This is a genomic window from Parasulfuritortus cantonensis (assembly GCF_004337445.1).
In the GTDB taxonomy this organism is placed as follows: Bacteria; Pseudomonadota; Gammaproteobacteria; order Burkholderiales; family Thiobacillaceae; genus Parasulfuritortus; species Parasulfuritortus cantonensis.
In genome coordinates this window covers 22769-35306 of sequence record NZ_SJZB01000053.1, presented here as the reverse complement: position 1 = coordinate 35306, position 12538 = coordinate 22769, and the positions used below count along the sequence as shown (strand labels likewise).

Annotated in this window: 13 protein-coding genes; 7 read left to right on the top strand and 6 right to left on the bottom strand. The window is 68.5% G+C overall.

What is annotated here, in order from left to right; genetic code table 11:
* Positions 1 to 5: 5 nt before the first annotated feature.
* The 4 genes from EZJ19_RS15440 to EZJ19_RS15425 form a co-directional block, all read right to left on the bottom strand.
* Positions 6 to 593: an RNA polymerase sigma factor gene (locus EZJ19_RS15440; protein ID WP_165873600.1), complete on the bottom strand. Its 588-nt coding sequence runs from the start codon at positions 591 to 593 to the stop codon at positions 6 to 8.
* Between the two features lie 61 nt (positions 594 to 654).
* Positions 655 to 1770 carry a GNAT family N-acetyltransferase gene (locus EZJ19_RS15435; protein WP_206199456.1) on the bottom strand — a complete coding sequence of 372 codons (1116 nt, stop codon included), beginning with the start codon at positions 1768 to 1770 and terminating at the stop codon, positions 655 to 657.
* On the bottom strand, positions 1755 to 2363 hold the full coding sequence (locus EZJ19_RS15430) for a DUF938 domain-containing protein (protein ID WP_131449176.1): 609 nt from the start codon (positions 2361 to 2363) through the stop codon (positions 1755 to 1757). Before EZJ19_RS15430 ends, EZJ19_RS15435 begins: the two co-directional genes overlap by 16 nt.
* 73 nt (positions 2364 to 2436) lie before the next feature.
* On the bottom strand, positions 2437 to 2949 hold the full coding sequence (locus tag EZJ19_RS15425; protein WP_131449174.1) for a DUF2934 domain-containing protein: 513 nt from the start codon (positions 2947 to 2949) through the stop codon (positions 2437 to 2439).
* A gap of 455 nt (positions 2950 to 3404) precedes the next feature.
* Here EZJ19_RS15425 and EZJ19_RS15420 point away from each other — a divergent pair, with 455 nt between their 5' ends.
* The 3 genes from EZJ19_RS15420 (at position 3405) to EZJ19_RS15410 (ending at position 6628) form a co-directional block, all read left to right on the top strand.
* Complete coding sequence (locus EZJ19_RS15420) at positions 3405 to 4826, top strand: CmpA/NrtA family ABC transporter substrate-binding protein (protein ID WP_206199455.1); 1422 nt, start codon at positions 3405 to 3407, stop codon at positions 4824 to 4826.
* Positions 4827 to 4989: 163 nt separating this feature from the next.
* A complete protein-coding gene (gene ntrB, locus EZJ19_RS15415; protein WP_240754803.1) occupies positions 4990 to 5814 on the top strand; it encodes a nitrate ABC transporter permease in 825 nt (274 codons plus the stop codon).
* 28 nt (positions 5815 to 5842) lie between these two features.
* Positions 5843 to 6628, top strand: coding sequence for an ABC transporter ATP-binding protein (locus EZJ19_RS15410; protein WP_131449172.1), 786 nt, complete (start codon positions 5843 to 5845; stop codon positions 6626 to 6628).
* A 16-nt stretch (positions 6629 to 6644) separates the two neighbouring features.
* Here the strand turns inward: EZJ19_RS15410 and EZJ19_RS15405 are convergent, their stop codons facing one another.
* Positions 6645 to 7784, bottom strand: coding sequence for an FIST signal transduction protein (locus EZJ19_RS15405; RefSeq protein WP_165873599.1), 1140 nt, complete (start codon positions 7782 to 7784; stop codon positions 6645 to 6647).
* Between the two features lie 211 nt (positions 7785 to 7995).
* Here EZJ19_RS15405 and EZJ19_RS15400 point away from each other — a divergent pair, with 211 nt between their 5' ends.
* Both EZJ19_RS15400 and EZJ19_RS15395 read left to right on the top strand, forming a co-directional pair.
* The gene (locus EZJ19_RS15400; protein WP_131449168.1) at positions 7996 to 8946 is read left to right on the top strand and encodes a PDC sensor domain-containing protein; all 951 of its coding nucleotides are present in this window, start codon (positions 7996 to 7998) and stop codon (positions 8944 to 8946) included.
* A gap of 87 nt (positions 8947 to 9033) precedes the next feature.
* Complete coding sequence (locus EZJ19_RS15395; protein ID WP_131449166.1) at positions 9034 to 9705, top strand: DUF599 domain-containing protein; 672 nt, start codon at positions 9034 to 9036, stop codon at positions 9703 to 9705.
* Here the strand turns inward: EZJ19_RS15395 and EZJ19_RS15390 are convergent.
* Positions 9702 to 10256: a hypothetical protein gene (locus EZJ19_RS15390; RefSeq protein WP_206199454.1), complete on the bottom strand. Its 555-nt coding sequence runs from the start codon at positions 10254 to 10256 to the stop codon at positions 9702 to 9704. The two genes, EZJ19_RS15395 and EZJ19_RS15390, sit on opposite strands and share 4 nt — an antisense overlap.
* 242 nt (positions 10257 to 10498) lie before the next feature.
* Here EZJ19_RS15390 and EZJ19_RS15385 point away from each other — a divergent pair, with 242 nt between their 5' ends.
* Positions 10499 to 11350 (top strand): SIR2 family protein, encoded by an 852-nt coding sequence (locus EZJ19_RS15385; protein ID WP_131449162.1) that lies wholly within the window; start codon positions 10499 to 10501, stop codon positions 11348 to 11350.
* Entirely contained in the window at positions 11347 to 11775 is a 429-nt protein-coding gene (locus EZJ19_RS15380; protein WP_206199453.1) for a bacteriohemerythrin, read from the top strand. Before EZJ19_RS15385 ends, EZJ19_RS15380 begins: the two co-directional genes overlap by 4 nt.
* Positions 11776 to 12538 lie beyond the last annotated feature (763 nt).

Genomic DNA, 12538 nt, shown 5'->3' with positions numbered 1-12538 from the left:
CAGGCTTATTCGCGGCCGGGCGGCGAAACATCCCCGGCCGCGCGCAAATGGCCGCGCAGGCGTTCGAGCGCCTTGTGGCGCAGGGAGCGCACGCTCTGGGCGGCGATGCCCAGGCGCAGGGCGACCTCGTCGACGTCCAGGTCGCGTTCGTAGATCAGGCGCAGGATCAGGGCCTGGCGGGGGGTGAGCAGGTCGTCCGGCAGGCGCAGCGGCCCGGCCGGCAGCGCCGGATCCACCGCCAGGCGTTCCTCCGGCACGGCGTCGAGGTCGACGGCGGCCGGCGCGGCACGGCGCAGGTGGTCGAGGGCGCGCCGGCCGGCGACCACGCCCAGGTAGGTGGCCAGGCTCGCGCGCGCCGGGTCGTAGCGGCGCAGCAGGTTGAAGTCGTCCCGGCACAGGGCGGCGAAGGTGTCCTGCACCACGTCGGCCAGCTCGGCGTCCTGGCCGGCCGGCGCCAGCACCTTGCGGGCGACGGCGCGCACCACCGGGGCGGCGGCGCCGACGAAGTCGCACCAGGCGGCGCGCTCGCCCTGGAGGAGGCGTGCCAGGGCCGGCTGGGCGGCGTGCAGGTCGAGGCGGGGGCTGGGGGGCATGGCGGCGTTCGCGGTGGGATCCGGACGGTTATTCGCGGCGCGGCGCGAAAACATCCCCGCCCTAGGTCCGGAACGGTCCGCGTTCGTTCAGTTCGTCGACGTAGCGGGCGATGCCGCCCGCCTCGCGGTCGAGGTAATGGGCCACCGCATCGGCGAAGCGCGGCTCGGCCAGCCAGTGCGCCGACCAGGTCACGCTGGGCAGGAAGCCGCGCGCCAGCTTGTGCTCGCCCTGGGCACCGCCTTCGAACAGGGCGATGCCGCGGCCGATGCAGTAGTCGATGGCCTGGTAGTAGCAGGTCTCGAAATGCAGGCCGGGGTGCTGTTCCAGCGCCCCCCAGGAGCGCCCGTAGAGGGCGTCGCCGGCGCGCAGGCAGAAGGCGCTGGCGATCGCCTGGCCGGCGCGCCGGGCGACGATGAGGAGCAGGTTGTCCGGCATGGCGGCGCCGATGCGCAGGAAGAAATCCAGGTTGAGGGCGATGGGCGAGTCGAAGCGCCGATGCGTCGCCTCGTAGCAGCGCATGAAGAAGCGCCAGTCGTCCGGGCCGATGTCCTGGCCCTCCAGGTGGTCGAACTGGATACCCGCCTCGGCGACCCGGCGGCGCTCCTGGCGCACCTTCTTGCGCTTGTCGTGGCGCAGGGCGGCCAGGTAGTCCTCGAAGTCGCGGTAGCCGGGGTTGCGCCAGTGCAGTTGCACGCCCTGCCGGAGCAGCAGGCCGCGGCGGGCGAGTTCCTGCGCCTCGTCCGGCCCGGGGAACAGGATGTGCAGGGACGAGAGCCCGTCCGAGCGGGCCAGGTCGAGCGCCGCGTCGACCAGGGCGGTGCGCACGGCCGGGTCGGCCGCGAGCAGGCGCGGGCCGCTGACCGGGGTGAACGGCACGGCGGCGACCGCCTTCGGGTAATAGGCCAAGCCGTGGCGCTCGTAGGCCTCGGCCCAGGCCCAGTCGAACACGAACTCGCCCCAGGAATGGCTCTTCAGGTACAGGGGCAGCGCCCCGACCAGGACGCCGTCCCGCCAGGCGGTCAGGAAGCGCGCCCGCCAGCCGGTCGCCGGGACCGCGCAGCCGCTCGCCTGCAGGGCGTGCAGGAAGGCGTGGCGCAGGGTCGGATTGGCGCCGGCGAGGGCGTCCCACTCGGCGGCCGGCAGTTCGGCCAGGTCCTCCGTCAGGCGGATGTCCAAGCCGCGCGCCGCCACACCAGGGTGCGGTTGTTGACCGGCATCTCGATATCCTCGACCAGATGCAGGCCCTGCGCCGCGGCCAGGCGGTCCAGGGCCTCGAAGTCGCGCACGCCGCTGGCCGGGTCGCGCGCCTTCAGCCAGGCGTCGAAGCGGGCGTTGCTGTCGGACGTGAATTCGCCGCCGTAGTTGAACGGCCCGTACAGGCAGAGCAGGCCGCCGGGCGCCAGGACCCGGCCGATGCCGGCGAACATGCGCTCGACCGCCGGCCAGGCGACGATGTGCACGGTGTTGGCGTTGAACACGGCGTCGAAGAGGCCGTCGAGCGGCCAATCCGGGTCGTTGACGTCCAGCGCCACCGGGGCCAGGACGTTGGCCAATCCGGCCTCGTCCAGCCAGGCGGCGATGCCGGCGTGGTTCTCGGGCAGCTCGCTGGTCTGCCAGCTCAGGTGCGCCAGCGCGGCGCCGAAGTGCACCGCATGCTGACCGGTACCGCTGGCGATCTCCAGGACCCGGCTGCGGTCCGCGAACAGCCCGCGCAGCACGGCCAGGATCGGCTCCCGGTTCTGGGCACAGGACTCGGCGTAGGGCTTCATGGTCCTCCTCCTCTGACCGGCCGCCGTTCCGGCCGCGCCGGCCGTCCGGCACGCGGCCGGACGGCGGCGGACATCAAGCCTTGCCGATCATGGCATCGACTTCGGCCTCGGCATCCAGCCAATCCTGCTGGTCGTAGCCGGGCGCGAAGCCGCGCTTCTCGGCGCGATGGTAGGCGGCGATGGCGATCCAGTGCTGGCGTTCCTCGGCGGTCGGGGCGACCGGCTTGGCCATCGGAACGGGCTTGGCGGCGGCCTTCTTGGCCGGGGCCTTGGCGGGCTTCTCGGCCGCGGCCGGCTTGGCGGCCGGGGCGGGCTTGGCCGCAGCCGGCTTCTTGGCCGGGGCCGCCTTGGCCGGGGCCTTGGCGGGCTTCGCGGCCGGGGCGACCGCGGCAGCCGGCGCGGCGGCGGGCTTGGCCGGGGCCTTCTTGGGCTTGGCCGCGGCCTCCGGTGCGGCAGCCGGTGCAGCCGCCGCCTTCTTCACGGCGGGCGCCTTGGCCGGTGCAGCCTTCTTGGCCTTGCTGGCGTCGGTTTCGGAAGCGGCCTTCTTGGCGGTTGCCTTAGCCGTGGTGGCCTTTTCTGCGGTCATGATGTCTACTCCTGCGAAATAATGGTGGCGCCGCCTGAGCGGCCGAACCGAACAATAACGTCATTGACGTCGACACGGCTGCGAATGTTGCTGCCAACCCCGTCGGCGTGGACCTCCGGCACGCCCAGCGCCCTGTCTAATTAGCAAGTTTCGGGCCGAATCTCAACCACGACCGACATGGGCGGCGTTACCACCCTGCCCGGCCGTGAAACGGCGCCACACCCGGCGGCGCCGGCTGCCTGCTGGTGCACGGCGCCCCATGACGGGGCAGGCGCCCCGCGTTTTTCCGGCGGCAAGCCGCAATGCTGCGTGTTTCCATGCTTGGCATAGTGATTGCTACTCAACAACCACCCGGCGCAACGGCGCGTCGGCGTAGTCTCTCCTACTTGGCTGCACATTGGACAACGGCGTCCCACCCCTCGAGGGTCGGACGCCGTTTTTATTGGAGTTTGAACATGGTATACCCCGTTTCCACCGACGCGCCCGACATCGACACCAGCAAGCGAGATTTCATGAAAAAGACCGCCACGCTATCCGCCGCCGCCGCACTCATGTCCCTGGTCCCGCCCGGCGTCCGCAGCGCCGCCTGGGCGGCGGGCACGGAAGGCCTGGAGAAGACGGCGCTGACGTTCGGCATCATCCCGCTGACCGACTGCGCGCCCATCGTCGTCGCCTACGAGAAGGGGTTCTTCAAGAAGCACGGCCTCGACGTCACGGTCTCCAAGGAGGCGTCCTGGGCCAACATCCGCGACAAGGTGGCCATCGGCGCCCTGGACGGCGCCCACATGCTGGCCGGCATGCCCATCGCCGCCACCCTGGGCGTCGGCGCCACGCCCAAGGACACCGTCACCGCCTTCAGCATGGACCTGAACGGCAACGGCATCACGGTCTCCAACGAACTCTACGAACGCATGGTCGCCGCCGACCCCGAGGCGATGAAAACCCGGCCCACCTCGGCGCGCGCCCTCAAGAAGGTGATCGACGCCGACAAGGCTGCCGGCAAGGAGCCGATGACCTTCGCCATGGTGTTCCCGGTCTCCACCCACAACTACGAGTTGCGCTACTGGATGGCCTCGGCCGGCATCGACCCGGACCAGGACGTGCGCCTGATCGTCATCCCGCCGCCCCAGATGGTCGCCAACCTGCAGTCCAAGAACATCGTCGGCTACTGCGTCGGCGAGCCCTGGAACCAGCGCGCCGTCGAGATGGGCATCGGCAAGTCCATCATCACCAACTACGAGATCTGGAACAACAATCCGGAGAAGGTGTTCGGGGTGAACAAGGAGTGGGCCGACAAGTACCCGAACAGCCACCGCGCGGCGGTGCGCGCCCTGATCGAGGCGGCCGCCTGGGCCGACCTGGCCGAGAACCGCAAGGAAGTGGTCAAGATCATCTCCGCCAAGTCCTACGTCAACGCCCCCACCGACGTGGTCGACAACTCGATGACCGGCACCTGGCGCTACAGCAAGGACGAGAAGCTGGTCGCCCTGCCCGACTTCAACGTCTTCCACCGCTACGCCGCCAACTTCCCTTGGCGCTCGCACGCGGCCTGGTTCATCACCCAGATGTACCGCTGGGGCCAGCTGGACAGGGCGGTGGACATCAAGAAGACCGCCTCGGGCATCTACCTGCCCGAGATCTACCGCCAGGCGGCCAAGGAGGTCGGCGTCGCCGCGCCGACCATCGACTGGAAGCCGGAGGGCGTCAACAAGGCGAACTGGACCCTCAAGCAGGCGACGGCCCCCATCACCATGGGGCCGGACATGTTCTTCGACGGCATGAAGTTCGACCCCAGCCACATGGTCGACTACATCAAGGGCTTCAAGGTGTCCCACCTGAAGGTGGACATGAAGGCCCTGGCCAAGCTGAACAAGTAGAGCCGCCGCCTCCCCCGGCCCCCGGGGGAGGCCTCGCCAAGGAGCCAGCCATGCAAGCGCAAGCCGTGAAACTCACCCTGGTGGCGGGCGGCAAGCCCGATGCCGAGGAGACCCCGACCATGTCCCAGACCGATACCCCCACCCCGTCGCCGCGGCGCCGGGCTTGCCGGCCCGGCCGGCCCCCCTGCTCGCCGACCGGGCCCGGCGCGAGCGCCTTGCCGGCATCCTCAAGATGCTGCTCCTGCCGCTGCTCACCTTCGCCGTGCTGGTGGGTGTCTGGAGCTACGTGCACAACCACGTCGCACCCGAGTTCCCGGCCCCGGGCGAGACCTGGGAACACGCCAAGGAAGTCCTCGCCGCCCCCTTCTACGACAACGGCCCGAACGACAAGGGCATCGGCTGGCAACTCCTGAACTCACTCGCCCGGGTCGGCGCCGGCTTCGGCCTGGCCGCCGTCGTCGGCATCCCGCTCGGCTTCGTCATGGGCATGAGCCGGGGCGTCCAGATGGCGCTGTCGCCGCTGATCCAGATCCTCAAGCCGGTGTCGCCCCTGGCCTGGCTGCCGATCGGCCTGCTGCTCTTCAAGGCGGTCAACCCGTCGGCCATCTTCGTCATCTTCATCACCTGCATCTGGCCGATGATCATCAACACCGCGACCGGCGTGAAGGCCATCCCGCAGGACTACATGAACGTCGCCGCGGTACTCAAGCTGGGCAAGCTGGAACTGGTCCGGCGCATCCTGTTCCCGGCCACCCTGCCCTACGTGGTCACCGGCATGCGCCTGTCCCTGGGCATCGCCTGGATGGTCATCGTCGCCGCCGAGATGCTCACCGGCGGCATCGGCATCGGTTTCTGGCTGTGGGACGAATGGAACAACCTGAACGTGTCCTCCATCATCCTGGCCATCGGCGTCATCGGCGCGGTCGGCATCGTGCTCGACCTGATGATGGGCTGGGCCCAGCACAAACTCGACTACACCAAGCGTTGACCCCCCATCGACCGAAGCGGAGCCTGCCATGAGCGCCTACCTCGACCTCCAGAACATCGACATGACCTTCAACACGGCCAAGGGGACCTTCAACGCCCTCAAGGACGTCAACCTCAAGGTCCAGAAGGGCGAGTTCCTCGCCCTGATCGGCCACTCCGGCTGCGGCAAGTCCACCGTCCTCAACATCGTCGCCGGCCTGCTCGACGCCAGCGCCGGGGTCGCCCTCCTGAAGGACAAGGAGATCCGCGGACCCGGGCCCAATCGCGCCGTCGTGTTCCAGAACCATTCCCTGCTGCCCTGGCTGACCGTCTACGAGAACGTCAAGCTGGCCGTGGACAAGGTGATGGCCGACAAGAGCAAGGCGGAGCGCAAGGACTGGGTCATGCACAACCTCAAGCTCGTGCACATGGACCACGCCGCCGACAAGCGGCCGGGCGAGATCTCTGGCGGCATGAAGCAGCGCGTCGGCATCGCCCGGGCGCTGGCCATGCAACCGGACGTGTTGCTGATGGACGAGCCGTTTGGCGCCCTGGACGCCCTCACCCGCGCCCACCTGCAGGACTCGGTGATGGAGATCCAGGCCGAGCTGAACAATACCGTCCTGATGATCACCCACGACGTGGACGAGGCGGTGCTGCTGTCCGACCGCATCGTCATGATGACCAACGGCCCCGCGGCCACCATCGGCGAGATCCTCACCGTGGACCTGCCGCGTCCGCGCGACCGCCTGAAACTCTCGGAGGACCCGCACTATCACCACCTGCGCGGCCAGGTCCTGGAGTTCCTCTACCAGAAGCAGCGCAAGGCCGCCTGACGCCGGCCGGCGCCGGTCAGAGCAGGCAGACCAGCGCGGCGTTGTGGAAGCGCGGGAAGCCGAACTCCTCCAGGCTGTCGATCTCGCCCAGGGAGAGGGCGCCGGCCACGGTGTCGACGCCGGTGAACGCCCTCAGGCGGGCGATCTCGGCGCCGGCGTCGGCGCCGAAGTGCATGCGCCGGCCGGCGCAATAGAACACCAGCATGGATCGGCCGGCGGGGTCGCCGGCCCGCTCGCGCAAGCGGCCGGCGAGGGACTCGACGCAGCGGCTTTCCGCCAGGTCCGGGGCGCGCAGCAGGCGCAGCTTGGCGTTGGGCGGCACCTCGCCGACGCAGAACAGCGAGCCGTCGTCGTTGAAGGCGACCGGGATGCGCACCAGGACATCGATGGCGGTCACCAGGCCGAACGGGAAATGCGCCGCATAGTCGTAGAAGTTGGCGTGGTCGAGCTCGATGCCGAACTCGCTGCGCATGACGTCCCGGTAGACGTCGAAGGCCGGCCGGCCGTCGATGCGGTCGATGCGGTTGCCCTGCGCCGAGGTGGCATTCATCAGGCTGCGGGCGACCGGGTAGCCGTGCCCGACCACGTACGCGGTCGCGGCCGGCAACAGCAGCCCGAGCACGGCGTTGCCGACGCAGCGGTCGGAGTCGAACAGGCAGGGCATGGGCTGGAAGGTCTCGCTGCCGGCGTTGACGCCGGCGTAGTGGACGCGGCTGCCGAGGTGGTTGTAGACACCGTTCAGGATGCTGCCGACGGTGGGCAGCATGCCGTCGAAGAGCATGAACAGCATGGCCGGGTCGGCGTCCGCATCGCGCCCGGCGGTCAGCGCCGAAACGGCGGCGGCCACCCCGGCGGCGGCGGCCCCGGGGTCGTGATCGAGATCGGTGACCAGGAAGGCCGGCGGCATGGGATCCAGGCGGACCAGCCAGATGCCCCGGTCGGCAAAGCCGGCGTCGCCGAGCAGGGCCGGGAACACGGCACCGACCAGGGCGATGCCGGCCGCCCGGCAGGCGGCCTGGAGGGCCGGGATGTGCGCCGCCTCGGCCTCCGGGAGCAGGGCCAGGAGCCCGAGGTCCGGATGGCCGGCACGCCAGGCCTGGAGCAGCTCGGGCAATGCCCGGGCATCGTCGGCGAAATGGTAGAAACCTTGCAACATGGCACCCTGCTTCGGACAAGGGAAAAGGTGCGACGGCCGCGCGCCGTTTCTCGATGCACAGCGGCATTCGGCCCGCCGGGCCGATCGCATCGGGGCCAATGATAGGCCGATCGTGCCCGGCCTGGATACCGCCGCCCGCCGACACGGGGCGCTTTGGCCGTCGGCGGGCATGCGCTAAGCTTGCCGGACACCGGCTTCCGACCCCACCGCCATGTCCGAACCCCTGCGCGATGCCATCGCCCGCCAGCGCCAGATCCTGAAAGGCTGGCTGGCCTCGTCACTGTCCATCCTGGCCGAAGGCTGCCGCGACGCCTGGCCGGAGCGCACGCGCCTGGAGGCGCGCCTGGCCGAGGGCATGGCCGAACTGCCGTACTGCAAATACCTCTACGTCCTCGACGCCCAGGCCCGGCAGATCACCGCCAACCTGTCGCGCAAGGGGCCCATGCCCGAGCACTTCGACCGCGACCGCGGCGACCGGCCCTACCTGGCCGAAGCCCTGGCGGGCGCGCCGTTCTCACTTTCCGAGGCTTATCTGAGCCGCAACGCGCGCCGGCCCAGCCTGACCGCGGTGCAGCGCATCGAGGACGCGGCCGGCCACCTGCTCGGCTACCTGGGCGCCGACTTCGACCTGCGCGAACTGCCCGCCACCCAGGCCATGTACCGGCAGCCGGGCCAGTGGCAGCAGATGAAGGGCGACCCGGCGATCCGCGCCGGCCTGTTCTACCAGGCCCGCACCGACAGCCTGATGGACCAGCGCATCGACACCGTGCTGGACCTGATGAACGAGCTGATGACCGTGCACGGCGTGTTCCACGGCAAGCTGCACTTCTCCAGCTCGCGCGCCACCCTCTGGCTGCTCAACGACCCCTACCGCTACCGCATGCACGGCATCGACGAACTGTCCGATCCCGGGCTCTGCCTGGCCTACCCGCACTGCCCCTATCCCGAGCAGGCGGTGGTGCCGGCCAACCGCGTGCGCGACGTCCTGGAGACCTTCAAGGCCCTGCGCTTCATGGACGAAACCCTGTACCTGCGCTCCGGCTCGCTCAACCTGTTCAACGGCCTGGTCGGCCTGACCTTCTCCTGCGACGGGTCGCACTACATGCCCTGGGACGAGTTCGTCGCCAAGAATGTCGGCTTCTGGCTCGGCACCAGCGCCTGAGCCCGGAACCCGGGCCGTCCGCCCGGGTCGCAATGACCATGGCCGGTACCCGGGACGGGCCGGCACGGATACGTTCAGAGAGGTGCTATGTCCTGGCTGTATACCTTCGGCTACGATCTCGCGGCCTTCCTGTTCAGCCTTGCGCTGATCGCCGCCTACTACGTCTATCTGGGCCGGCGCCTGCGCCGCGACCCGACCTACACCATCCAGGGCCTCAACAACCTGGCCCGCTCGCTCTGGGTGATCCACGCCATGAGCACGCCCGGCAAGGACGTCATGGCCGTGCAGACCCTGCGCAACTTCGTCATGGGGGCCTCGCTGATGGCCTCCACCGCCGCCCTGCTGATCATCGGCACCCTGACCCTGTCCGGCCAGGCCGAGAACATCGCCAAGAGCTGGCACGTGCTCAACCTGGTGAGCAGCCATTCGGCGGAGATCTGGATCATCAAGGTGCTGTGCCTGCTGATCGACTTCATCGTCGCCTTCTTCGCCTTCGCGATGTCGGTGCGCCTGGCCAACCAGGTGGTGTTCATGATCAACGTGCCGGACACCGGCGCCCACCTGAGCCTGTCGCCGCATGCCGTCGGCCAGCGCCTGAACCGGGCCGGCAGCCTGTTCTCCGTCGGCCTGCGTACCTTCTTCTTCGCCGTGCCGCTGGTGTTCTGGCTGTTCGGACCGGTATTCCTGGTGGTCGCCTCGGCCTGGCTGGTGTTCGCCTTCTACCGCCTGGACCGCGGCGACCTTGCCGACCAGGGTTAGACCGGGCCGCGGTCCGCGCGCTTGGCGTCGGTCTTGCGGGCGATCGCGTCGGCCAGGCTGATGGCCTCGTACTTCGGCTTGTAGCTCTTCAGGGTGTCGTACAGGGTGGCCACCTTCTCGCCGGCGCCCTGGCCCTTGAAGTCACCCTTCTCCATGGCCAGTTCGTCGACCAGTTCGTTCCAGACCATGCCGTCGACCATCGGGATCAGCAGGTACTCGACACCGTCGGCGGAGGCCACGGTCGGCTTGGCGACGTTGACCACGTAGAAGACGAACTTGCCGTCGGCGGCGAAGTCGCCCTTGTACTTGCCGATCAGGGTCTCGATTTCGGACAGGTCGTCCAGGGAGCCGGCCAGCATCTTCAGCTTGTCGCCCTCGGCCAGGGCCACGGCGCCCTTGAGCAGCGCCTCGGGCGCCTTGCGGCGGCCTTCGGCATCGGCGATCGCGCCTTCGACCAGCACCAGATCGCCGCGATAGGCCTGCATGCCGGCGCCAGCCGCCTCCTTGAAGTTGGCGTTGAAGAGCAGACCGGCCTTTTCGTAAGTGTCCAACAACATAATGTTTCCCCTTGGGAGCGTGAATAACCGAGATCCACATCGCAAAATCCGGGCCACGCCGGAAACCCGCACCACGACTGGGGTTGTGCGGCCAACCCGGCTGCGTTTTGCGCCAATGGAACGGTCGTTGTCGGGTTTGCGACATGGCTTTGTCGGCGGAAACCCTGTCCCCTGCTCGACTTTGCCGTCGGCACGGCTTTTGCGGATAGAGAGTTTGTTTGCCTGGAGAAACCCCGATGTCCGTCAACTTCGAACCCATCCTGGCCGCCCTGCGCGACGGCAGCGCAGTCCCCTACCTGGGCGCCGGTGCCCTGGCCGGCGTCGCCGACGATGCCGGGCGCGCCATCCCGGCCGATTCCGACAGCCTGATCCTGGCCATGAACGGCGGCAAGCCGATGGCCCCCAAGCTGATGTACGAATTCCCCCGTGCCGCCATGAACGTGGAACTGAAGAAGGGCCGCTCGGCGCTGACCCGCTTCCTCGACGCCACCTACCGCGACACCGCCTGGTCCGCGTCGCCCCTGCACGGCTGGCTGGCCGGCCAGGGTCTGCCCTACGTCATCGACGTCAACCGCGACACCCTGCTGCAGCAGGCCTACGCCGCCAGCCCGCACACCCTGATCGTCGGCATCGCCCGGATCAGCGCCAACGGCTACCGCTTCAAGCTGTTCCAATGGGACGGCGCCGCCTACCGGGCGATCGACCCGGAGGCCGTGGACGTCAGCCTGCCGGTGCTGTTCAAGCCGCTCGGCACGCCGCTGCCGGAATCCAACTACATCGCCTCGGACGCCGACTTCGTCGACTACATCACCGAGCTGATGGGCGGCTTCGCCATCCCGCCGTTCCTGAAGCGCTCCCGCCAGGGCAAGCGCTACCTGCTCCTGGGCATGCGCCTGACTCGCGATACCGAACGCATGGTGCTGTCCGACGTCGTCTTCGGCAACGCCGGCGGCTGGGCCCTGATCCCGAACGCCACCGACAAGGAAAAGCGCTTCCTGGACAAGCTCGGCTTCGAACTCCTCCCGGCCGACTGTGCCGACTTCCTGGCCGCGGCGACCGGTACCGAACCGCTCAAGGTGGCGGCATGATGGAGTGGCAGCCTGAGCGCTACAGCCTGGGCGTCGAGGACATGGACCGTACGCATCAGGAGTTCGTCGCCCTGGTCAACCTGCTCAACGAGGCCGACGACACCGACTTCGCGGCCCTGTTCGGCAAGCTGCTCCAGCACACCCACGACCACTTCAGCAGCGAAGGCCGGCTGATGCGCATCTCGCGCTTCCCGGCCCTGGGCGAGCACGAGGGCGAACACCACCGGGTCTACGGCGACCTCGTGCAGATGAACCGCGCGGTCCAGCGCGGCCGCCTGATGCTGGCCCGGGCCTACGTCAGGAAGGGCCTGGCAGAGTGGTTCGACCTGCACCTGGCTACGATGGACTCGGCGCTCGCCGCCCACGTCAAGCGCATGGGCGCCGCGCGCGAGAACAAGACCGGCATGGCCCTGCCGGTGCTCTGAGCCCGGCAATGCACTGAACCGGCGGGCGACGCCCTCGGCACCCGGCCCTGCGTGCGCATGGCGATGACCGGCGACGGTCATGGCTGCGGAGGGCCGTGCCGAACCTCACGCGGGCCGCTGTAACCGGCCGCAGAAAGGCTATACGTACAGCATTGAGACCTGTCCTCCGGGGGCACGGCAATGCTCAGTGGGATGAAACCAGTTGTTCCCGTACTGTCTCTTGCGCTGATTCTTGGTGGATGCGTGAATGACACGCCGATTATCCGGCTCGCAGGCAATGAATCAGTCACGTCGGACGAAACCGCTCTGATTTGGACGTATTGGCAGGACGCCCCCTTGAGTAATCAGCTCCTGGTTACCGAAGTGGACAACGTCAAGATCGGCCATGAAGGTCCGCCCGTCGAAGTGTCGCCGGGACCACATTCGGCCACCCTCCTGATCAGGGTGGAATCCTGTTTGTTCTCAACTATCCGGGCCGTTTGCCGACTCGAGTCCACATACAGAACACTGAATTTTCGCGTCGAGGGCGGGCATAGCTATATGCCGTTCGCTTCCTACTCTTGTGACAAGCGTTGGGTATGGATTCAGGACACCGGCCGCAGCCCGGCTTACGACCTGGAAATATGGCGTAAATCTCGGACGATGGTCCCGGAGCAAGACCTCGCAGAGGACGTTCGGGCACGGGATCAGACGAGGCGGCAAGTGATTGCCGGAGAGTCTCCGCCCGAACAATGCCGGGACTCTGCGCACATCGAGTGACTAT